Source organism: Streptomyces cyaneus (assembly GCF_004028635.1).
GTDB classification, from domain to species: domain Bacteria; phylum Actinomycetota; class Actinomycetes; order Streptomycetales; family Streptomycetaceae; genus Streptomyces; species Streptomyces cyaneus.
Map to the genome: position 1 here is coordinate 441425 of NZ_RQJW01000007.1, position 21365 is coordinate 462789.

At 71.5% G+C, this 21365-nt stretch carries 24 protein-coding genes; 12 read left to right on the top strand and 12 right to left on the bottom strand.

The features are described 5' to 3' along the window. Positions 1 to 11: 11 nt before the first annotated feature. The 6 genes from EHO50_RS27445 to lxmK form a co-directional block, all read right to left on the bottom strand. On the bottom strand, positions 12 to 1001 hold the full coding sequence (locus EHO50_RS27445) for an LLM class flavin-dependent oxidoreductase (RefSeq protein WP_128433863.1): 990 nt from the start codon (positions 999 to 1001) through the stop codon (positions 12 to 14). Further along, positions 1001 to 1834 (bottom strand): ABC transporter permease, encoded by an 834-nt coding sequence (locus EHO50_RS27450; RefSeq protein ID WP_181449702.1) that lies wholly within the window; start codon positions 1832 to 1834, stop codon positions 1001 to 1003. The genes EHO50_RS27445 and EHO50_RS27450 overlap by 1 nt, the downstream gene beginning before the upstream one ends. Before the next feature lies 1 nt (position 1835). Further along, positions 1836 to 2651 carry an ABC transporter ATP-binding protein gene (locus EHO50_RS27455; RefSeq protein WP_128433864.1) on the bottom strand — a complete coding sequence of 272 codons (816 nt, stop codon included), beginning with the start codon at positions 2649 to 2651 and terminating at the stop codon, positions 1836 to 1838. 165 nt (positions 2652 to 2816) lie between these two features. Further along, a complete protein-coding gene (locus EHO50_RS27460) occupies positions 2817 to 3137 on the bottom strand; it encodes a transposase (RefSeq protein WP_128433865.1) in 321 nt (106 codons plus the stop codon). Between the two features lie 3 nt (positions 3138 to 3140). Next, positions 3141 to 4139, bottom strand: a complete 999-nt coding sequence (locus EHO50_RS27465; protein WP_128433866.1) for a T3SS effector HopA1 family protein — start codon at positions 4137 to 4139, stop codon at positions 3141 to 3143. Next, positions 4136 to 5269 (bottom strand): class V lanthionine synthetase subunit LxmK, encoded by a 1134-nt coding sequence (gene lxmK / locus EHO50_RS27470; protein WP_128433867.1) that lies wholly within the window; start codon positions 5267 to 5269, stop codon positions 4136 to 4138. Before lxmK ends, EHO50_RS27465 begins: the two co-directional genes overlap by 4 nt. A 343-nt stretch (positions 5270 to 5612) precedes the next feature. Between lxmK and EHO50_RS27475 the strand changes: the two genes are divergently transcribed. Beyond that, the gene (locus tag EHO50_RS27475; RefSeq protein ID WP_128433868.1) at positions 5613 to 6374 is read left to right on the top strand and encodes a LuxR C-terminal-related transcriptional regulator; all 762 of its coding nucleotides are present in this window, start codon (positions 5613 to 5615) and stop codon (positions 6372 to 6374) included. Here the strand turns inward: EHO50_RS27475 and EHO50_RS27480 are convergent. Next, positions 6332 to 6673 (bottom strand): transcriptional regulator, encoded by a 342-nt coding sequence (locus tag EHO50_RS27480; RefSeq protein WP_128433869.1) that lies wholly within the window; start codon positions 6671 to 6673, stop codon positions 6332 to 6334. The genes EHO50_RS27475 and EHO50_RS27480 overlap by 43 nt on opposite strands. Next, complete coding sequence (locus tag EHO50_RS27485) at positions 6670 to 7152, bottom strand: hypothetical protein (protein WP_128433870.1); 483 nt, start codon at positions 7150 to 7152, stop codon at positions 6670 to 6672. Before EHO50_RS27485 ends, EHO50_RS27480 begins: the two co-directional genes overlap by 4 nt. Before the next feature lie 220 nt (positions 7153 to 7372). Between EHO50_RS27485 and EHO50_RS27490 the strand changes: the two genes are divergently transcribed. Continuing rightward, positions 7373 to 9427: an ATP-binding protein gene (locus tag EHO50_RS27490; RefSeq protein ID WP_246101480.1), complete on the top strand. Its 2055-nt coding sequence runs from the start codon at positions 7373 to 7375 to the stop codon at positions 9425 to 9427. Next, positions 9427 to 10341, top strand: a complete 915-nt coding sequence (locus EHO50_RS27495) for a peptidoglycan-binding protein (protein ID WP_128433871.1) — start codon at positions 9427 to 9429, stop codon at positions 10339 to 10341. The genes EHO50_RS27490 and EHO50_RS27495 overlap by 1 nt, the downstream gene beginning before the upstream one ends. A 21-nt stretch (positions 10342 to 10362) precedes the next feature. Here EHO50_RS27495 and EHO50_RS27500 read toward each other — a convergent pair whose 3' ends face one another. Then, positions 10363 to 11916: a serine/threonine-protein kinase gene (locus tag EHO50_RS27500; RefSeq protein WP_128433872.1), complete on the bottom strand. Its 1554-nt coding sequence runs from the start codon at positions 11914 to 11916 to the stop codon at positions 10363 to 10365. Between the two features lie 217 nt (positions 11917 to 12133). Further along, positions 12134 to 12832, bottom strand: a complete 699-nt coding sequence (locus EHO50_RS27505; protein WP_128433873.1) for a hypothetical protein — start codon at positions 12830 to 12832, stop codon at positions 12134 to 12136. A 380-nt stretch (positions 12833 to 13212) separates the two neighbouring features. Between EHO50_RS27505 and EHO50_RS27510 the strand changes: the two genes are divergently transcribed. From EHO50_RS27510 to EHO50_RS27530, 6 genes are all read left to right on the top strand, one after another. After that, on the top strand, positions 13213 to 13569 hold the full coding sequence (locus tag EHO50_RS27510) for a PRC-barrel domain-containing protein (protein WP_128433874.1): 357 nt from the start codon (positions 13213 to 13215) through the stop codon (positions 13567 to 13569). 21 nt (positions 13570 to 13590) lie between these two features. Beyond that, positions 13591 to 13761, top strand: coding sequence for a hypothetical protein (locus EHO50_RS44160; protein WP_164904957.1), 171 nt, complete (start codon positions 13591 to 13593; stop codon positions 13759 to 13761). A 107-nt stretch (positions 13762 to 13868) separates the two neighbouring features. Beyond that, positions 13869 to 14207 carry a helix-turn-helix domain-containing protein gene (locus tag EHO50_RS27515; protein WP_128433875.1) on the top strand — a complete coding sequence of 113 codons (339 nt, stop codon included), beginning with the start codon at positions 13869 to 13871 and terminating at the stop codon, positions 14205 to 14207. Between the two features lie 231 nt (positions 14208 to 14438). Further along, positions 14439 to 14642, top strand: a complete 204-nt coding sequence (locus EHO50_RS27520) for a cold-shock protein (RefSeq protein ID WP_007383480.1) — start codon at positions 14439 to 14441, stop codon at positions 14640 to 14642. Positions 14643 to 14858: 216 nt separating this feature from the next. Further along, a complete protein-coding gene (locus EHO50_RS27525) occupies positions 14859 to 15146 on the top strand; it encodes an SCO5918 family protein (RefSeq protein WP_128433876.1) in 288 nt (95 codons plus the stop codon). Between the two features lie 54 nt (positions 15147 to 15200). Continuing rightward, positions 15201 to 15581 carry a hypothetical protein gene (locus tag EHO50_RS27530; protein ID WP_128433877.1) on the top strand — a complete coding sequence of 127 codons (381 nt, stop codon included), beginning with the start codon at positions 15201 to 15203 and terminating at the stop codon, positions 15579 to 15581. A gap of 89 nt (positions 15582 to 15670) precedes the next feature. Here EHO50_RS27530 and EHO50_RS27535 read toward each other — a convergent pair whose 3' ends face one another. Next, positions 15671 to 17734 (bottom strand): glycoside hydrolase, encoded by a 2064-nt coding sequence (locus EHO50_RS27535; RefSeq protein ID WP_128433878.1) that lies wholly within the window; start codon positions 17732 to 17734, stop codon positions 15671 to 15673. Between the two features lie 263 nt (positions 17735 to 17997). Between EHO50_RS27535 and EHO50_RS27540 the strand changes: the two genes are divergently transcribed. Beyond that, positions 17998 to 19065: a LacI family DNA-binding transcriptional regulator gene (locus tag EHO50_RS27540; RefSeq protein WP_128434051.1), complete on the top strand. Its 1068-nt coding sequence runs from the start codon at positions 17998 to 18000 to the stop codon at positions 19063 to 19065. A gap of 102 nt (positions 19066 to 19167) precedes the next feature. After that, positions 19168 to 19725, top strand: a complete 558-nt coding sequence (locus tag EHO50_RS27545; protein WP_128433879.1) for a tellurite resistance TerB family protein — start codon at positions 19168 to 19170, stop codon at positions 19723 to 19725. A gap of 3 nt (positions 19726 to 19728) precedes the next feature. Here the strand turns inward: EHO50_RS27545 and EHO50_RS27550 are convergent, their stop codons facing one another. Then, a complete protein-coding gene (locus EHO50_RS27550) occupies positions 19729 to 20325 on the bottom strand; it encodes a TetR/AcrR family transcriptional regulator (RefSeq protein WP_128433880.1) in 597 nt (198 codons plus the stop codon). A gap of 131 nt (positions 20326 to 20456) precedes the next feature. On the opposite strand from EHO50_RS27550, the gene EHO50_RS27555 reads away from it, so the two are divergent. After that, positions 20457 to 21365 (top strand): NAD(P)-dependent oxidoreductase, encoded by a 909-nt coding sequence (locus EHO50_RS27555; RefSeq protein ID WP_128433881.1) that lies wholly within the window; start codon positions 20457 to 20459, stop codon positions 21363 to 21365.

Here is a 21365-nt window from a genome sequence, read left to right on the forward strand (position 1 = left end):
TTCATTCACCTTCACTCACCGCCGTCCTCCGCGTGCAGGATGTCGCGCAGGTCCCGCAGCGCCGCCGCCTCGCCCTCGGTGAAGTACACGCCGGAGAGGTTGAGGATCACCTCGTCCACCCCGCTCTCACGGAACTTCCGCAGCCCCGCGGCGACTTCGTCCGGCGAGCCGGTGACGTACACGCCGGAGTCGATCAGCGCGTCCACACCCTTGCGCGGGGTCTTCGGGTCGGCCTCGATACCGGCCTTGCGCAGCATGTCGGTGTAGTGGCCGGTGCTCAGGTGGACCCCGGCCGCGGCGTGCGCGCAGCGGCGCAGGTTGCGGGCCGGGCGGGTGACGGCGGCGTGGACCACGGCCGCCACGCGCGGCGTCTTGCGGCCCTCCTGGGCGGCGCCCTCCTCCAGCGCGGGACGCAGCTGCTCGGCCACGTACCAGTGCGGCGTCAGCCAGGTGATCGCCACATCGGCGACCCGGCCCGCGGTGCGGGCCATGCCGGTGCGGAGCACGCCGAGGCCGACCTCGACCGGCGGCGCGGGCATGGGGATCAGGCTGGAGGTGACGGCGTAGTGCTCGCCCCGGTGGTCGACCATCTCGCCGTCCAGCAGGCGCCGGACCAGCGAGGCGTACTCGTGGACGGCCCGCAGCGGCTTGTCGTAGGGGTCCTTGAGGAACGCCTTCTGGAACTCCGGTGCGCCTGGCCCGTATCCGGCGACATAGGTCGCGCCGGACAGGGCGCTGAGGCTGCGCGCCTCGACCGCCGCCTCGTACGGGTGCATCAGCGGGGTCAGCGCGACGCTGGACCCGAGCGGCAGCCCGGGCACATGCGCGGCGAGCGCCGCCATGGCCAGGTGGGACTCGATGCGCAGGGACTGGCCGATCCACAGGCGCCGCGCCCGCTGCTTCCTGGCGAAGCGGCCGAAGTCGACGATCGAGGCGAGGGTGTCCGGCTGCGAGGGGAAGATCAGGGACGTGGCGCGGGTGTCGTCCGCGGTGCGGGTCATCAGGCTTCGGCCTTCTTCAGACGGCTGCCGGACTCACGACGGGTCATCCGCCGCAGCAGCCGTGGTGCCAACAGGAATCCGACGACGGCCCAGGCGCCGACGATCATCAGGATCTCGGCGTGCTGCCAGCTCTGCCCGGTCTCCGCGGCCAGCGCCGAGTCCGGGAGCAGGGCGGAGCGCACGCCCTGGGCGATCCACTTCACCGGGAAGACCTCCACGACGGCGCGGGCGCCGTCCGGCAGCGTGGTCACCGGGAAGAACAGGCCGGAGCAGCCCATCAGGAAGAAGATGGGGATCATCGTGAACCCCAGGGCCTCGCGCGGGTTGGGCAGCAGCGCCCCGATCGCGGCCCCCAGCGGGACCACCGCGACCAGGCCGAGCAGCAGCACCCAGGTCAGGGTGAGCCAGTGCGCGGCGTCCCGGGGCAGGTCCGTGCCGGCGAACAGGGCGCCGGCCAGCAGGGTCAGCAGCGCGCCGCCGAGCGCGGTGACCAGCACCACCACGGTCTTGCCGACCAGGTACGAGGTGATGCCGCCGGGCACGGTCTTCAGCCGCAGCAGCGTGCCGTCCTCGCGCTCGGTGGCCAGCACCTGAGGGAGCGTCATCAGGCCGGTCTGCACGAGCATGGTGGTGATGCCGCCCGCCATCAGCAGATGCGACATCGGTACGTCGCTGCCCGCGATGTCCTTCTCGATCGCGAGGCTCAGGACGACGAACATCAGCGGCGTGCTCAGCAGGGAGAAGGCCTCGCGCGGGGTGCGCAGCGTCTGCGCCAGTTCCAGCCCGCCGCGGCTCAGCCCGACCGTGAACGCCTTGGTCAGTCCTCGGGACATGTCAGGCCGCCTCCCCCGCGCGGATCATGCGTACGTAGATGTCCTCCAGCGTGGGCCGGTGGACCTGGAGTCCGGGAATCGGTCCCTGGAACTTCTCGTGCAGCTCCCACACCAGCCGGGAGGGGTCGTCGGTGAGCTGGGTCTGCCGCTCCCCGTCCTGGTCCCAGACCACCCGTGCCTCGGCCAGCGCCCGGTCGGCGAGTTCGGCGGGGGTGCCGTTTGCGTGGATGCGGCCGTCGACGAGGACGGCGATCCGGTCGGCGAGCCGCTCCGCCTCGTGCAGGTCGTGCGTGGTGAGCACCATCGTCATGCCGCCGTCGCGCAACCGCTCCACCATCTCGTGGAACTCTCGGCGGGCGACCGGGTCGAACCCGGTGGTCGGCTCGTCCAGGAACAGCAGCTCGGGGTTGCCGACGATGCCGAGCGCTACGTCGAGCTTGCGGCGCTGGCCGCCCGAGAGCTTCTGGCAGACCTGGCCCGCGTGTTCGGCGAGTCCCAACTCCCGCAGCAGCTCGGCCGGGTCGCGGGGGGCGGGGTAGTACGAGGCGAAGTGCTCCAGCAGTTCACCGACCCGCCAGCGCTGATGGTCGCGCCAGGACTGCAGGACAATACCCACGCGGGCACGCCAATCCTCGTCAACACCGTCCGGGTCCTCCCCCAGGATGCTCACGTCTCCGCCGGTGCGCCGGCGGAAGCCTTCCATGATCTCGATCGTGGTGGTCTTGCCCGCACCGTTCGGCCCCAGCAGGGCCAGGACCTCGCCGCGCCGGACGGTGAGGTCGACGCCCTTCAGGACCTCTTTCTCCCCGTACCGCATGGTGAGGTTCTCGATGGATATCGCCGGGCTCGCCCCGTCACCGGACTTCGGAATCGTTCTTTCCTTCCACTGCGTTGTGCTGACTCAGCCATCGGGTGTAGGTGCGTCGGGGGATTTCCAGAATCAGGCAGAACCTCGAGATGGAAATCCCCAATTCCCGTCTGATCACCTCGAGGTCCGTGAAGGGACCCGGCGGTAGTCCCCGATCTTCCGCCAGGCCATGAGCTCGACGTACGCCTCGCCGAGGGCGACCTTGAGCCGGCGCACCTCGTCGGTGAGGTGCTCCTGGTGGGCGGTGGGCCGTACGGCGGGCGGGCCCGCGAGCCCGGTGCTGCCGCCCTCGATGAACTGCTTGCGCCAGTTCGCGATGGACTGCTCGGAGACCTGCGCCTGGCGGGCCGCCTCGGCCACGGTCTTCTCCTTGGCCAGGACCGACAGCACGATGCGGACCTTGTCCTGCAACGGCAGCGCTGGAGGTCTGGGCATGGGTCATACACCTCCGTGTTCGGAATACGGGGTGAAGGCACTGAGTTCGGGCGAGTCGATGTTGCGGGCGGGGCACAGCGGGTCGATGTTCGCGGCCGTCAGCGCCTCGGCGACGGAGGCCGTACGGTCCCGCCCGTCGGGCGCCTCGGCATGGGCGACCAGTCCCTCGGCGACCGCCAGCGCCCGGTGCTCCCCGAAGCTCATCCCGGTCCGGCCGGGCCGGTCGTCGGCGGGCTCCCACGCGGCACCGACGCCCGCGCCGAGCCGGTGCGTGAACGGCGAGGTCCGCATCCCGACCCCGGCGAGCCCGCGGGTGGCGGCCACCACCGCGCCGGCCGCGTGCCAGGTGCCGGGCGCCAGATAGACGACCAGGGCGTCGTGGCGCGGGTACAGCAGCGGCGACGAGCTGACCTTCGCCCGGTAGGGCACGCCCTCCTGCTCCAGCCGCCCGAGTACCGCGGCCCACACGGCGGGCGCGTGGTCGACGCCCTCGATGTGGACGTAGACCCGCAGCAGCGGGCGGCCCGACGGACGGCCCCGTGAGCCGTCGGCGAGGAAGAACCCGGGCGACAGGGCGGGCCGTACGGCGCCGAGCCGTACGACGACCTCGTCGCCGCGCTCCCGCTCGTCGCCGGTGAGGCGGGCGGACGCCGGTACGGCGACCCGTACCCCGTCGACGAGGAGCACGAGCAGCTCGCCGTCGGGGCTCTCGCCGACCTTGCGGGCCACGACCGTGGTGGTCTCGTGCGGGGTGGCGGCGGCGAGCAGCTCCTCCAGCCGCCCGTCGCGCAGGGTGCGCGGCCGCGGGCCGTCGTGCTCCGGGCGGCCGGAGTGGATCTGCTCGTAGAGCAGCATGGCCAGGCCGCTCGCCAGGTCGCGGGGTTCGGTCACCTCTACGGTCCGGTCGCCGACCCGGGCCTCGCTCAGGTCCGCGGCGATGTGCACGTCGTCCAGCACGCTCGCCAGGTGAGCGCCGATCAGCTGTGTCGCGGTCGCCGTCATGCCTGTTCCCCCAGTCCCATCGCCGTGACGAACCGCTCCGGGTCCGCCAGCGCGGTCCTTCCGATGCCCATCGCCGCCCGGGTCAGCGCGAGCAGCCGGGTGTTCTTCGCCGCCGACGCCAGCGCCCGGTCGATCAGATGCCAGCCCGCGACCGCGGTGGCCCGTGCGGCCAGGCCCTCGTCGACGTCGTCGCGTACGGCGCGGTAGCCGGCCCAGAACGCCTCGATGCGCGGGCGCAGTTCGGCCAGGTTGCGGGAGCCGCGGGCCACGATGTCCTCGTGGGTCGGCTCGGCGCGGATGCCGTCTCGCGCGGCCTGGTCAGCCGAGTCGTCCGTGACCACGCCGGTGATCCCGATGACCGCCTGGTAGAGCCACTCACCGGCGAAGGCGCCCACGTCACGCGCGGGGTCGGCCAGCCGGAACTCCTCACCGTCCGTCAGGTACAGGCCGCCGTCCGCGTCCCGCAGGAACTGGTCGAGACGCAGATCGCAGTGGGTCGGGCGGTGTTCGACGTGCCGCTCGCGCTCGCGCAGCTCCCGCAGCGCGCCGACGAGCACCTCGTCCTGCTGGACGATGCCCCACAGATTCACCTCGGCGAACGTGAGGGACATGAACATGGGCAGCGGCAGCGCCTCGTTCATGGACAGGTCGGGCAGGACGGGCGGCGCGTCGTCCAGGGCGGGCTCGACATCGCCGTACGGGGCACCGTGCAGGAGCCCGATCAACCGCCCGGCGCGGTGCGCGAGTTCGTCGTCGAAGTCCTTGTCGGCGGCCAGCTCGGCGCCGGTCGACACCCCGGTCAGCAGCTCGTGCGCCATCAGGTGGTGCGGCGTGTGGTGCCCGAGCAGCCGGGGCGTGCGCAGCTCGGGCGCCTGGGCACGGCGGATCACCGCGTCCAGGGCGACCGAGCGGCGGATGCGGCGCGCGGCCTCCTCGGGGCTCGCCACCACCCGCTTGACGAACACCCCGACGCCGCTGGAGGTGGTGCCCACCCAGTTGTCGTTGCGCCCGAGGTAGGCGGTCACCTCGCTGTCGGTCAGCTTCCCCAGGCCCAACGAGTCCAGGAACTCGTTCACCTGCGGTGCCTGGTCCAGCGAGACCGGCTGGTAACTCCTGCGGTCCGAACTCAACTTCCCCCCGTTCGCAGTGCGTCCTACGGCGACGACGGCCGGACGGCCTGGCGGTCACACCAGGCGGTCCGGCGGCGTCGGCAGCGTCGATCCTGCCGCGCTCGGACAGCCGTTCACATCCGCTGGCCGGTGGTTTCGGACCCCGCCGTTCGGGGGTGCGCGAGCCTCCGTCCAGGGGGCGAAATCCCTTGTTCAGCCAGGCGGAACCCGCCATTCGAGGGAAGCTCAGATCGACCTCAAACTTTGCACAGGCATTTGACGGGTTCCGCTTCTCGCCAGCAGGATCAAGGGTCATGGAGCCGGGCTGACCTTCGGTTCACAAGCATCAACGGGGAGACAGACCATGATCCGCTTGATCATTGTCGGTGATGACGTACTGTTCCGTGCCGGTCTGCAAAGGATCCTGGAGGACGCCCACGACATAAGGGTCCCGGCCGACTGCGACTACGCCGACGCAGTGGAGACCACCACCGCCCACGACCCCGACGTCGTACTGCTCAGTGACGAGCGACGCAGGAAGGACACGCTCTCCCTCCTGACGGCCCTGCGGGCCCAGTCCGCGCCCCCCGAGGTCGCGGTCCTCACCTCGGCCGCCGACGAACGCTTCGTCGTCGACTCCCTGCTGGCCGGCGCGACCGGCTTCCTGCTCCGTGACACCGTCCCGCACGACCTGGTCAACGCCGTCCGGCTGCTGGCCTCCGGCAGCAGCGCGCTCGCCCCGTCGGCCTCCCGCTCGGTGGTCGGCCACCTCCAGGCCCGGCCGCAGAAGGAGGCCCCCTCCCGCGCGGCGGACCTGTCCGACCGGGAGCTCGATGTGCTGTCCCTGCTGGCGGAGGGGCTGACCAACGCCGAGATCGGGCGCGCCCTGCTGCTCAGCCCCGCCACCGTCAAGGACCACCTCAGCGCCATCTACACCAAGCTCGGCACGACCAACCGGGTCCAGACCGCGGTCCTCGCACACCGGATGGGCGCCGATCGTGATTCCCGTGCGCGCACCTCTGGCGAATCCCATAAGCGCACTTCGCGCGATTCCCGTAAGCGCACATCCCGATCCGTGTCGGCTCAGTCCAGGTCGGTGGGCGCGGAGTTGCGCATTCCCGCCTGACTGGCGGAGGTGGCGAGGTCCTGCAGCGCCGCCAGATGGCGACTCAGGGCCTCGCGTCCGGCGGGCGTGAGAGCGAGCCAAGTTCGCGGACGTTTGCCGATGTAACCTTTGCGCGCCTGTACATATCCGGCCACTTCCAGCGCGGAGGTGATCCGGCTGACACTGGCGTCGGACACCTGGCAGTAGTCCCGCACGGCCCCGAACTCGGCCTCGGCGCAACCCGACAGAAACGCCATCAGCGCCAGCCGGGTGGGGTGGTGGATCACCTCGTCGAGCTCCGGCAGACCTCTGTCGCTCATCGGGACGCACCTTCTTCGCGATCGCCGCGCGCCGCGCCGGCGCCGTACCGCGCCGTCATCACGGCCAGCGCGGCTCCGCCCAGCAGCCCGGAGACCACGGCACCCACGCTCCGGCCCGCCGGGACGGCGGCCAGCCACCCGGCGGCGAAGACGGCGAGCGGCACCAGCTGGGCCTTCAGTCGCGCCCTGCGGTCCTGCTCCGGCCACAGCACGACGCCGGAGCGCCGGACCACGAGCAGATGCAGGACGAGGTAGGCGACGGCAGCCAGGCAGCCGCCGACGCTCCCCCACAGGCCGCCGGCGGGATCGTCCGGCCCCGAGAAGCCGAAGATCCCGATCGTGAACCCTGCGAAGAGCACCCCCTGAAGCGGCGGGAACCATCCGGGCGCCGACTGCGGCCGGGCGGCGGCAGCGCGGGCCCGCTCGGCGGTCCGCAGGGCCGCGGCGGCGTCCGCGGCGGGGTTCTGGGCTTGAGACACGACGGAGTCCCCCTCGTTTTCCTGGCGAGCAAGTACACCCATCGTAGCAACTACTTTTGCGGTGCAAAAGTAGTTGCGGCGGGCGCCGAACGAGACAGCAGGAGATGGTTCGGCGCGAACAACACACGGACAACAGCCGAGCAATGCACCATTGGTTGACTGCTTGACCGATCGGCCTGGCCCTTCGTACAACCCAGCGTCGCCCAGGAGGGCCCAACCGGTGAACTCACCTCACGGACACGAGATGCGGTTCGGCGTGCTCGGCCCCGTCGAAGTGCTGAAGGACGGCGCCGGACTCGATCTGGGGCCCCGGCAGCGCCGGCTGCTGCTCGTCCGACTGCTGATCGAGGACGGCCGGCCCGTCTCCCAGCACACCCTGTGCCGCGACCTGTGGCCGACGGACCGGCCGACGGGGGCCGCGTCCTCCGTGCGCGCCCACATCAGCCGACTGCGGGCGGTCCTCGACCCGGTACGGCAGGGCCGGTCCACCATGCTGGTCAGCAGCCCCGCCGGATACGCCCTGAAGGTGCCCCGCGAGGCAAGGGACACGACCCTCTTCGAGGAGTCCGTGAGCAGGGCCCGCGAAGCCCTCAGGCACGGTCGGCTCCCCGCCGCGCGGCAGGCGGTCGACGCGGCGCTCGGGCTGTGGCGCGGCGAGGCGCTGGCCGAGGCCGCCGAGCACGCCTTCGCGATACGCGAGCGCACCAGGCTCGACGCCGCCCTCCACGACGCCAGGGAACTGCAGGCCACGATCCTTATCCAGCAGGGTGAGACGGAACCGGCGATCGACGTCGCCGAGGACCTGATCCTCAAGGGCCCGCTCCGTGAGACGTCCTGGGCGCTGCTGATGCGTGCGCTGTACTCGGCGGGTCGTCCGGTCGAGGCGCTGCGGCAGTACGAGCGGTTCCGCGACACGCTGGCCACGGAGCTCGGCCTGGACCCCAGCCCCCACTTGAGGGACCTGCACACCGCGATCCTGCGGCACGACGCCGTCGTTCTCGGCGCCGCCGCGTTTGCGCCCGGCCCGTCCCTCACCCCGGGCCTCGACTTCACCGCCGTGTCCGGGCACCCGTACCCCGAACCCGCCGCGACCGCCGTCGTGCCCTTCGTGGGGCGCGGCGAAGAGACCGCGCAGCTGACCGCCCTGCTGTCGGCCGGGGCCGCGGGCCGCCCCCAGTGGGCCGTGGTGGCCGGGGAGCAGGGGTCCGGCAAGACCCGGCTGCTTCAGGAGCTGTCCGCCCGGGCCGCGGCGGCCGGGTTCACCGTCGCCCGCACCCGGGCCGGTCAGGCGCTCAGCGGGAACCGCGGGATCTCCCAGACCTGCCCGACCGTCCAACTCCTGGACGCGCTGCGGCAGGACGGCGAGGACTCCGCCGAGGACGAGGTGGCGCAGAAGGACCCGCTCGCCACGGTCGTCCGTGAACTCACGCAGGGACCCACGCTGGTCGTCGTCGACGATCTCGACCGGGCGCCGCAGGGTTTCCACCGCTTGCTGAGGCGGCTCGCCCAGGTGCTGCGGGAGGCCCCGGTCGTCTTCGTGTGCACCCTGCGCAACCCCGACGCCCCCGTCTCCAGCATCCTGCTCGCGGATCTGGCCCTGCTCGGCGCGACCTGGCTGACGCTGGAGCCGCTGACCGTCGACGACGTGGCCGAACTGCTCGCGGCGCACGGCGCGGAGAGCACGGGCGAAGAAGGCACGGGCGAGGCGAGCTTGGGCGAAGAGGACGCGGGCGAGGAGGCGGCGGCGCTGCACCGGCGTGCCGAGGGGCAGCCGTTCGCCCTGGCCGAGCTGCTCAGGCTCCCGCCCGGCCGGCGCACCGGGCCGCAGGCACAGGTACCGGCCGCCGTACGCAACATCCTCCATGCGCGACTGGTCGAGCTGCCCGACGCGGCCCGGACCATGCTCACGTACGCCGCGGCCGACGGCGAGTGGCTGGACGTCGGTCTGCTCGCCGCCGCCCAGGGTCTGGCACCGGACCAGTTGCTGCCGCTGATCGACGCCGCCGTGACCGCCCGGATCCTGGTCTGGGACGCGGACCCGGCAGCCGCCGGCACCGGCCGCTACCGGCTGCCCGAGCTGCCCCGCGACGTGGTGCTGAGCACCCAGACGCCGTCCTCCCGACAGCTGCGGCACGCCGCGCTCGCCCGCGAGTTGGCCGGGCGCGACGGTGCCGACGCCGATCCGGCCCGCCTGGACCGGCATCTGCGCGCGGCGGGCCCCATGGCCCCGGCAGCGGCCCCCACCTCGAACCCCACTCACCTCAGGAGTCTGTGATGAGCACCAAGACGGGACCCCAGAGATACCCCGGCGCGAGCCGGGCCAACTGGTACCAGGACGACTTCGGCGGCGACCCGATGCAGGTCAACGTCGTCGTCCTGCACACCACCGAGGGCCCCACCCTGCCCGGCTACGGCGGCGGCTCCTCCGCACCGAACCTGACCGCGGTCCCCGACTTCGCCGCCAAGAAGCTGAAGTGGTACCAGCACTTCGACATAGAGACCTCCTCCAGGGCGCTGGTCAATCTGCGCGGCGGCGTCGAGACGAACACCATGAACGTGTGCCAGGTCGAGCTGGTCGGCACCTGCGACCCGAAGACCCACGCGAAGTGGAAGGCCGCGGACCGGGCGCACATCTACTGGCCGGACGCGCCCGACTGGGCGCTCCAGGGCGTCGCCCGCTTCCTGGCCTGGATGCACGAGGAGCACGGCGTACCGCTGTCGGGGCCGAAGTCGTGGCCGGCGTACCCCACGTCGTACGGCAGCGGCGGCCAGCGGCTGACGGGCGCGCAGTGGACGGACTTCAAGGGCGTCTGCGGGCACATGCACGTGCCCGAGAACGTGCACGGCGACCCCGGCGCGATCGACTTCGCCAGAATCATCAAGTACGCGAAGACCGAGCTGGACGTGGACGACGACACCCCGGCGACGACCACACCCGCCAAGCCGAAGGTCCCCGCCTTCCCGGGACGCAAGTACTTCGTGGCCGGGGCCTCGAACGCGTACGTCCTCCAGCTCGGAAAGCAGCTGGTCAAGCGGGGCTTCGGCGACCACTACAAGGTCGGCCCGAGCAGGAACTGGGGCGAGGCGGACCGGCTGAACGTCCGCGACTTCCAGAAGTCCCGCAAGGAACTGCGCGGCGACGCCGACGGCAACCCCGGACCGCTGACCTGGCGGCTGCTGTTCTCCTGAGCTGCCTGCCGCCCTCCTGAGCTAGTCGGCGAAGCCGTCGCGCACGCGGTCGAACACGGGGCGGTAGGTGCCCCATTCGGCGTCCGGGGCCGACAGGTAGATGTCGTACTCCCGGCCGCCCGCCGTGCCGTATCCGAGGTCGATGGCGCGGAAGACGCGGGCGCGGCCGTGGAAGGTGAACTCCCACACCGCGGCCGGCTTGTCCTTGAAGGTGGTCTTCTGCATGCGCAGCCTGCGGTACGTGGGGTAGTTGGCCTTGGTGTTCGCCTCGATGTCCTTGAAGTGCTCGATGGGGTGCGAGCCGGCCGGGTCCACCATGCCGATGGTGATGCCGGCCAGGCCGGTCGGGTCGGTGTAGGTGACCTCGTCGGCCGCACCCTTCTTCCGCGTCCAGCCGTCCGGGACGGGGAAGGAGACGCCGAGCTGCTGGTCGCGGACCAGGCGGTAGCCGTCGGGGACGGGCGAGGGGGCGGTCGACGGGGTGGGTGCGCTGCTGGTCCTGGGGCTGTCGGCCCCGTCGCCGTCGCCCTGCGAGGACACGAACAGCGTGCCGGCCGCGGCGACCGCCGCCGCGACGACAGCGACGGCCACGACAGTGCGCCGCCCTCGCTTACGGCCGCCCCGGCCGCCCTTCTCCGGCGGCGCGGGCGGGGTCGGGCGCGTCGACGACGTCGGTGCCGCGTCCGGGGCAGCGGCGTGGGCGGCGGGGCCGTCCTGGGTGTCGTGGGCGATCCCGGCCGACTGCGTGGTCGTCGAGCCGCCGGACCAGGTGGCCCGCAGGGCCCGTTCGGTCTGCTCCGCCGTGGGCCGGTCCTCGGGGTTCTTCGACAGCAGGACCTCGATGAGCGGTTCCAGCGGACCGGCCTGCCGCATCGGCGCCGGCGGGTCCACGGCGATGGCGTACGCCGTCTCCATGGCGGTGTCCCGGCGGTACGGCGGCCTGCCCTCGACCGCCTGGTACAGCGTCGCGCCCAGCGCCCACAGGTCGGAGGAGGGGCCGGGCTTCTGGCCGCGGATGCGCTCCGGGGCCATGAAGTCGATGGAGCCGACCATCTCCCCGGTCTGCGTGAGCGTCGAGGCACCGGCGGTCTGCGCGATGCCGAAGTCGGTGAGGACCACCCGGCCGCCGGCGCCGAGCAGGACGTTGCCGGGCTTGATGTCGCGGTGCAGGACGCCGGCGGCGTGCGCGGCCCGGACGGCGGCGATCATGCCGAGGCCGATGCGGGCGGCCTCCGCGGGCGGCAGGGTGTGCCCGCCCTTGAGGACGTCGCCGAGGGTGGGCGCGGGGACGTACTCCATGACGATGCAGGGCCGGCCCTCGTCCTCGACGACGTCGTGCACGACGACCACGTTGGGGTGGACGACCCGGGCGGCGCTGCGCGCCTCGCGGCGGGTGCGCTCGTACAGCGTGGCGACCTCGCCGTCGGACAGATGCGGCTGCGTGTGGAGCCGTTTGAGCGCGACCCGGCGTGCCAGCACCTCGTCCTCGGCCAGCCATACGGTGCCCATACCGCCGCTGCCGACGGGCTCGACGAGCCGGTAACGCCCGGCGACCAGCCGCCCCTCGTCCGCCACAGCCCTGCCCTCCGCCTTGCTCTGCCCCCTTCATGCCACTTCGCCCTGCACAGTAACCGACCTCGCTGAGAGACCCGAACGGGGTCCGGCGGGCCCTGGAGCGGCGGCGCGGTCGGCTACCGGTGCTCGGGGTTGTCGTAGTCGCGGCGACAGCCGGCACGAGGATGTCGGCCGCCAGGACCTGCCGGTAGAGGTCCGTCGAGGCCCGCTCGCGCCGTCACGGGCCGATGACCAGGGCGTGGCACGGCGCCGCCAGGGGCGTGGCCCGGCCGTCGGTCCGCACCGGGCGCCAGCCCCAGGACCGTAGGGCCCGAAGGGTCGCGGTGTCGGCGCGGTCCACCAGCGTGACGCCGAGCACGGGCGGATGGTCGGCCAGTGCGGCGGTGCGGTCGGCGAGCAACCGCCGCTGCAGGCGCCGGGCGAGGTTCCAGTCACGGCCCGGGTGGTGGGTGCGCACCCGGGAGTCGACGATGAGCCCGGAGATCGCGAAGAGCCTCCCGCAGGCGGCGAGCCGGAGCAGATCCCGCGGCAGATACCCGTCCAGACCTCGCCACCAGGGCTCCTGCACGGGTACCGGAAAGCCGTAGGCGCAACCCGTCAGTACGACGCCCTCCCAACGGTGAGTCAGGTCCTGCGCACCGGCGGTCCCACCCACCTCGGCCGGCCCCTGGAGCACGCCCCGCTCGGCGACCAGCAGCGCGAACCCCGGTCGCTGTACCTCGACAGCGAGCCGGTGCAGGAACAGCGCGCGGGCCTGGTTCCACGCCCGCGGGTCGCCCCCGGAGGTCTCCGCGTACAGATCACCGAGTTCCTTGTACCGGTCCTCGATCTGTCGGCGGGACAGCGCGCGGATGCGCTCCGCTTCCAGGGGCGACGGCGCTTGCCGACCTCTGCGGTCGGGCACGTTCAAGGCCATGAGGCGGATCCTGCCCCGGGTCCGGACGGGCCCGGCCCGGCGTCGTGGTTCGCCGAGAACGGCACCGCGCGGCAGCGGGCACACGAAGAGCCCTCGGCACTTTCACCGTACTCCCGCCCAAGTCCGGGCCAGGACCGCCCGCGTACCCACACCGGCGAGCCGGGCCGGCGGCCGGTCGCAGGAGTAGCGTGGAACGAGAAGGCCAGGAGATCTGCTCCCGGCCTCCCCGCCGGCTCCGAGCCGTCCGCCGACCGCGAGCCGCCGCCGGAATCGCACAGGCAGGTGAGCACAGTGCCCGGTACCGATCCCCCGCCCGCGAGACTGCCCGGCCCGAGCAGTGCGCCGGCCCGCCGCTTCGCCGGCCGAGACACGAGGCCGGCATGATCCGCGCGGCCGATGTCCGGGAGTGGCGCGAGCAGGACGTGGTCGACCCCAAGGGTCACAAGATCGGCAGCCTCGAAGCCGTCTACGTCGACACGACCACGGACGAACCGGCCATGGCCACGGTACGTACGGGGCTGCCCACCCGTCAGCGGCTGGTCTTCGTCCCGCTCGACGAGGCGGTCCTGGGGCCCGGCTATGTCAAGGTCACCCACACCAAGGCGACCGTGCGCAAAGCGCCTTCGATCGGGACGGACGACGTACTGCCCGCCGAGCAGGAGGAGACGGTCTTCCGCTACTACGGCCTCGCCTACAAGCCGGGTTCCCACGGCGAACGCCAACTCGCGCGTCGCTGACCGCCAGGAGGTGTCGGGCCGATGGTGACGTTTCTGCTGCTCCTGCTGGTGGCCGTGGTCCTGGGAATCATCGGTGCGGCGGCGGACGGCCTGGGCTATCTGCTGGCCATCGGTGTCGTGCTCTTCGTGGCCGACATGGCCTTCTTCGGGGTGATGACGTCCCGGCGCGTCCGTCGGCGTCCCGTCCGCTGACCCTTCGGGGCGCGACCCGCGCGGCGAGAGAAAGTCTGTCGCGGCGGGACCACATGTCCCTACCCGCCGGCGCTAGGGTTGTCACGCGTCCCCGAAACGAAGGTGCCATGCCCCCTGAGAACGCCCCTGCCGCCGGGAACCTCGACGACGACGACTATCCCGCCTACACCATGGGGAGGGCCGCCGACGTCCTCGGCACCACCCCCGCCTTCCTCCGGGCCATCGGCGAGGCCGAGCTGATCAGGCCCCTGCGTTCGGAAGGCGGCCACCGCCGGTACTCCCGCCGCCAGTTGCGCATCGCGGCCCGCGCCCGCGAACTCGTCGACCAGGGCACCCCCGTCGAGGCCGCCTGCCGCATCATCTCGCTCGAGGACCAGCTCGACGACGCCCTCCGCCGGAACCGGGAAATGAGTCGGAGGCTGGCCGAGCACGTCGCAGATATCTAGTCCGGCCGATACAGAATTACCCACCACGGCGGGATAAGAATTCCTGTACGGGGCCGAAAAAACGTGGGGGTTTGGGCCCGGTCCGTGTTAACGTGATACCGGTTGCAGTTTTGGTTACCAGAGACTTGTTTCTTTGCAGAGCTTTCCGGATGCTTCCGGAGGGGTGATCATCGCGGCGACTCGGGTCCGTAAAGTGCGGACTCCGGCATGGCCCCCCAAGGGAGATTCAATATGGCATCTGGCACCGTGAAGTGGTTCAACGCGGAAAAGGGCTTCGGCTTCATCGAGCAGGACGGCGGCGGCGCTGACGTGTTCGCCCACTACTCGAACATCGCCACCAGCGGCTTCCGCGAGCTTCAGGAAGGCCAGAAGGTTACCTTCGACGTCACGCAGGGCCAGAAGGGCCCGCAGGCCGAGAACATCGTTCCTGCCTGACGCTGACACAAACCATGTGGCTGGGGCCCGCACTCTTGGGGTGCGGGCCCCAGCCCATTGTTTTCCCCAAGTTCACCGCGTTGCCCTGGTTCGCCGCGTTCCCGGAGTTCCTGGAGTTTCCGGAGTTCCCGGATTACTGACGGCTCGGCTGCACCGCCGAGAGGCCAGGCTTTTCATATTTCCCGGTGTTTCTCCCCCGACTCCGTGGAGGCATCCATGCGCTGTGTCATCGCCCACTTCCCGTTCGACCTGATCAAGAGCGAGGTCGAGCACTCGATGAGCGGCATCACGCCCGAACCCGTCACCGGCGTGTCCGTGACCATCGACCACCGCGTCTACCCCGTGATGCAGGTCGGCGAAGTGATCACCCGGCAGAACCGCCGCGACTTCACCGCGGGTGAGATGCGCCGGGCCCTGACCCGACTCGGCTTCACCTGCCACGACGCGCCTCCCGCCGCCTCCGCCCCGGCCAGGCAGGCTGACGAAGGTGCGCTCGGCTGGTGACGCCTCCGCTCCCGGCACACCGCTTCACCCGTCGTCCGGCTAGGCTCCCTAGGCATGACGCACCCTGACGACCTGCTCGTCGCGATCGCCGCGATGGTGGAGTCGAGGCACAGCAGCCGGATGTCCCTGACCGTGGTGATTCCGGGAGCCGTCATCACAGGACGGCTCGCCCCCGAAGCCCTGTGGAAGGAGCGGGTGGCCGAAGTCCTGCGGGACTCCGAGCACCTGAGGCAGTTCGCCTCAGCGTTCACCTCGCTCCAGGACAGCGGCGACCGTCCGCCGGAGCACGGTGACCGGCCCACACACCTGCACTTCCACGTCGCCCGGATCCTCCAGGGCAGCTTCGGCATCCCCGACACGGGAGGCATGTACCGCGTCGCGCTGGAGGACGTGAGCGCCTGGACCATCGGGGACATCGGCTATTCGGACCAGTGACGCCCCCGCCACCGCCGCCGGGGTGAGGCGGCGACAGGCGGGGGCGTCGCAGGCGGACCCGCGCGACGAGTCGCTGACGGGCTGACGCGCTACTCGGTCTGCGCGGCGGCGTCACCCGTCACGTCGGTCACCGTCCAGCGCTGGTTGGCGCCGGAGTTCGCGAGCCACACGCCGACGGAGGCACCGTCGTTCGTGGACTGGCCCCCGACGTCCGCGAGGCGGCCGGTGGCGGCGTTGACGAGGGTCCAGGTGCCGTCCCCGGTCGACGACATGATCCACTGGGCGGCGCTGTCGCGGGTGCCCTCGTCGGGCTCGGCCACCAGCGCACCATCGCGCACCGCCAGGCGCTTGCCCGCGGTCGCCTCGGTGAAGGCGTACCGCTTGCGGTTGTCGATGCCGCTGATCTGCTCGAGGCGCCACTGCTGACCGCTCGGCTCGGAGGCGTTGGCGCTCTTGATGACCAGGCCGGTGCCGTTGTCGGCGATGGTGAGGTCCTTGCCGCTCTGGGCGCCGGTGAGCCGGTAGGTGTGGCCCTCGCGCAGTTCGGCCGCGTCCTTCGCGACGCCGGACACGCCCTTGACGAGGAACGAGGTCACGGACTGGGCGGGGACGGTGAGCGTGGCCTGCTTGCCGGTGACCGGGACGGCCTTGTGCCGCTCCAGCTTGCCGTCGGCGCTGGTCACCACCGGGGTGACGGTGGCACGGGAGGAGATACGGCCGAACTTCGACAGGTCGAGGGTGACCTCACGGGCCTCGGTGGTGCTGTTGACGTGGACGACGGTCGCCGCGTCGCCCTTGCGGGAGACCGCCGCGGTGCTGGAGGTGTCGTTCGTCTTGATCAGCCGGTCGCCGGGCTTGATGTAGTGGGTGAAGTTCCGGGCCGTGTCGAACTTGGTGTTCGTGTAGATCGGGCAGGACTCCAGGGTGTCCTTCGACGTGCAGCTGAACGACAGCTGGATCGAGCCCCAGTTGCCGCCCTTCGCGGACTCGCCGCCCGGCTTCATGTTGTCGTAGTCCTCGACGGGCTGCCAGAACACCCAGGCCTTGGGCTCCAGTTCACGCAGGTCGTCGACGATGCGCTGGGCGAGGCCCAGGCCGGGCCGCATGTCCGTGAAGCTCTGGCCGTCGCCCCAGTCGCCCTCGACCTCGCTCATCCACAGCGGCTTGTCGGCCGCCTTGGCCAGGTCGCGCACGGTGGTGCGCTGGCTGGTGCCGTAGGTGTGGACGTTCATCTGGCCGACGAGGTCACGGACCTCCTGGGGGTAGGAGTTCCAGTTGGTGGCGAAGGTGCCGGGGTTGGTCTCGTCCATCGCGGAGATCTCCGCGTCGGACTTGGACTTCGCCAGGGTCGGGGCCAGCGCGCGGATCACCTTCTGCTGGAGCTCGGGGCCGATGTGGGCGCCCTCCTGACGGCCGCCGACGGGCTCGCCGTCCGCGCCGAGCTTGGTGCCCCAGTAGTTGGTGTTCGGCTCGTTGAACGGGTCCAGGGTGTCGACCTTGATGCCGTGCGCCTTCTCCAGGCGTTCGGTCGCGCCCACCAGGTACTTGGCGAAGTCGTCCACGGACTCGGCCTTCAACTGGTCCTTGCCCGCGTCGAAGTTGCCGGAGACGTAGCCGCTCTCGGTCATGAACCACGGCGGGGAGTTGCTGAACGTCTCCCAGTGGGTGATGTCCTTCTTGATGCGGTCGACCCACCAGCGCTGAGTCTTGTCGGCCTTGTTGTTCCAGTCGGCGGGGTCGTCGGCGTCCCACCAGTCGACGTCCTCGCGGGTGGTGCCCGCCGGGGCCTTCCACCAGCCCTCGACCGCGCCGCCGGCGCGCAGGTAGTCCTTGACGTCCGGGGCGTTGCCGCCGCCGATGTTGTAGCGGGCGATGTTCAGCGCAAGGCCGTCGTCACCGAAGAGCAGCTTGGCGAGCTTCTCGCGTATCGCGGGCGGATAGTCGCCGGTGGCATTGGCGAACCAGACCAGGCTGGTGCCCCAGCCCTCGAACTTCTCGTGCTTGTACGAGGGGTCGGGCTGGACGGTGACCGCGGCGGTGGCGGTCGTGTCCGCGTGCGCGGCCGGCAGGGCGGTTGCGGCCAGTACGGTCCCGGTCGCGAGGGCCGTGACGCCGATCCCCAGGAGGCTTCTCTTACGGGTGCGGTGTGCCATCTCGAGTACTCCAGCTCTTCGGGACCGCAGAGGTGCGGTTCGGTGCGATTCGGTGCGTTCTCGTATGGTTCTGGCTCGTAATGTTTACGTAAACATGCGCTGGCGGGATGTCTACACTGTCCGAATCTCAGGGGTCAAGGAGTCGTTCCGGGCCGAAAGTTGCGCAGCCCGGGGAGCGAGGGGACGAAGTGGGCACAGCGGACGGTGACAGCACAGCGGTGGGCGCGAGAAAGCGTGCCGCCCGCCCCCGCCAGGGCGCCTCCATGGCCGACGTCGCGCGGATCGCCGGCGTCTCCTCCCAGACGGTCTCCCGCGTCTCCAACGGCTTCCCGGGCGTGAACGAGGAGACCCGCCGACAGGTCCTCGCCGCCATGCGGGAGCTGGGCTACCGGCCCAACAGCGCCGCACGGGCACTCAGACGCGGTGAGTTCCGCACCCTCGGCGTGATCACCTTCTCCCTCTCCACCATGGGCAACATCCGCACCCTGGAGGCGATCGCGACCTCCGCCGCCCAGCACGGTTACGCCGTCACACTGCTGCCCGTCGCCGTCCCCACCCAGGACGAGGTGAACGGCGCCTTCTCCCGGCTCGGGGAACTCGCCGTGGACGCGGTCATCGTCATCATGGAGATCCATCTGCTCGACGCGGCGACGGTCTCGCTGCCGCCCGGCGTCCAGGTCGTGGTGGCCGACTCGGACGCCGGCGACCGCTACACGGTGGTCGACACCGACCAGGCGGGCGGCGCCCGCGACGCCGTACGGCATCTGCTGGACCTCGGCCATGACACGGTGTGGCACCTGGCCGGGCCGGAGGACTCCTTCGCCGCCCAGCGCCGCGCCAACGCCTGGCGCTCCACCCTCGCGGAGGCGGGCGCGGTCCCGCCGCCGCTGGTGCGCGGCGACTGGTCGGCGGAGTCGGGCTACCGGGCCGGCCTCCGGCTCGCCGAACAGCAGGACTGCACGGCGGTGTTCGCCGCCAACGACCAGATGGCACTGGGCCTGCTGCGCGCCCTGCACGAACGCGGCCGCAAGGTGCCCGACGACGTCAGCGTCATCGGCTTCGACGACATCCCCGAGTCCGCGTCCTTCCTGCCCCCGCTCACCACCATCCACCAGGACTTCGCCGAGGTGGGCCGCCTCTGCGTCGAGGGCGTCATCGGCAAGATGCGGCAGGACGGCACCGCCCACGGCACCACGCTGGTCCCGACCCGGCTCGTGCAACGCCGGAGCACGGCACCGCGGCCCGAGCGCCGGGGCGGCCAGGACCTGTCCGACAGTTCCGTCGTCGGCCCGGAGGGCGGGCTCCAGCCGCCGCCCGTCGTCGAACGATGATCGGCGGCTGGAACTTCGGCGGGCTCGCGGGAGTTGACAGGAGGACGCGAGGAACTCACGCGAGCGACCGGAACGACACGGGCTGAAGCCGAGGTGGCACGGATGGCTATGTGGGATCGGATCAAGGACCAGGCCAAGGGTCTGCAGCAGCAGGCGCAGGGGGCGCGGGGCGCGTCCGCCGGTGGACACGGCCGGCCGGGTTCGGGGTCCTCCGGGGGCTCGAAGGCGCAGCTGGTGAACACGCTCAAGTCCCAGCTCACTTCGCTGAAGACGGAGCTGAAGAGCGGTGCCTACCGGGATGCCAGCATGGCCATGTGCGCCCTGGTCGCCGCGGCCGACGGGCATGTCGACCCGGCCGAGCGGCAGCATGTCGAGTCGCTGATCCTGAACAACGACGTCCTGCAGAACTTCCCGTCCGAACAGCTGCGGCAGCGCTTCAACAAACACGTCGACCAGCTGGCGTTCAACTTCCAGCAGGGCAAGGCCGAGGTGCTGCAGGAGATCGCCAAGGCCGCGAAGAAGCCGACGGAGGCCAGGGCGGTCGTACAGACCGGGTTCGTCGTCGCGGGTGCGGACGGCTATGTCGCGCCGGCGGAGGAGCAGGTCCTGCGCGAGGCGTGCTCGGTGCTCAACCTGTCCCCCCAGGAGTTCGGCCTCTGACGGTCAGTCGGCCTTGACGGCCGCGGCGTCCAGGACGGGGACGAGTTCGCGGACCACCGTGGTCAGGGCGCGGACGTCCCGTTCGGCCCGGGCGATGAGGATCGCCCCCTCCAGTGCGCTGATCATGAGCGTGGCCAGGGGGCCGGATCGCTCCCCCGGCACGCCCATGTCCGTCAGGGCCCGGGCCACCGGCCCCGTCCAGGTGGCGAACGCGGCGGCCGCGGCCTCCCGCGTGGACTCGGTGGACTCGGCGCAGTCCACGGTCGCGGCGGCCACCGGGCAGCCGCCCGCGAAGCCGGCCGCCTCGTACTCGTCGGTCCACTGACGCACCATCTCGGCGAACAGCCCGCCGGGCGTCGGCTCGTCCAGCGCGGCGAGGAAGCGGGCGACGCGGTTGCCCGCGTACCGGCCCGCCCAGCCCACCGCCTCGTTCACCAGCTGTTCCTTGCCGCCCGGGAAGTAGTGCTGGAGCGAGCCGCGCGGCGCCCCGGCGTGCGCGGCGACCTCCCGCATCCCCGTGGCGGCGACCCCCTCGCGCCGGATGAGCTGGGCCGCGCTGAAGACCATCCGCTCGCGCGGCCCTCGTTCGGACTGCGCCATTTCCGACCTCCACCACCGTGTCGCGAGTGCTCCCGACGCCACCCTATGACCGCCGTCATAGTGGCGGCTACTATGACCGCTGTCATGACTACTATGACCGCTGTCATAGTGAGCGGGAAAGGCGGTGCGTCGTGTACGTCGGTTTCGTCGGCCTCGGGGTCATGGGGCAGCCCATGGCCCTCAACCTCGCCCGTGCCGGCACCCCGCTCGTCGTCTGGAACCGCACCCCGGCCAGGTGCGAACCCCTGCGCGCGGCCGGCGCCGAGGTGGCGGCGGGCCCCGCCGAGGTCTTCGAGCGGGCCGGGACCGTGATCCTGATGCTGGCCGACGAGGCGGCCCTCGACGCGGTACTCGGGCGTGGCACCCCGCAGTTCACCGCCCGCGTCGCCGGGCACACCGTCGTCCACATGGGCACGACCTCGGCCGAGTACTCGGGCAGCCTGCAGGACGACGTCCGGGCCGCGGGCGGCAGATACGTCGAGGCCCCGGTCTCCGGCTCCCGCGTCCCCGCCGAGCAGGGCCGACTGGTGGGGATGCTGGCGGGTGACGATGACGCCGTGGCGGCCGTACGCCCCCTGCTCGCCCCCATGTGCCACGAGGTGTTCGACTGCGGCACGGTCCCGGGCGCGCTGCTGATGAAGTTCTCGGTGAACCTGTTCCTGATCACGATGGTCACCGGGCTGACCGAGGCGTTCCACTTCGCCGACCGGCACGGTCTCGACCAACGCCTGCTGCGGGACGTCCTGGACGCGGGTCCCATGGCCAGCGCCGTCTCGCGCGTGAAGGCGCCCAAGCTGCTGGCCCGCGACTTCACCGTGCAGGCGGCCGCCACGAACGTACTGGAGAACAACCGGCTGATCGCCGAGGCCGCCCGCAAGGCGGACCTGGCCTCCCCGCTCCTCGACGTCTGCCACGCCCTCTTCGGCGAGACCGTGGCGCAGGGGCACGGGCACGAGGACATGGTGGCCGTACTGCGGGCGCTGGAGGCCCGGACCGACGGCGCCGCTGCCGTGGCCGCCCGAGCGGAGGGGCGAGCGTGA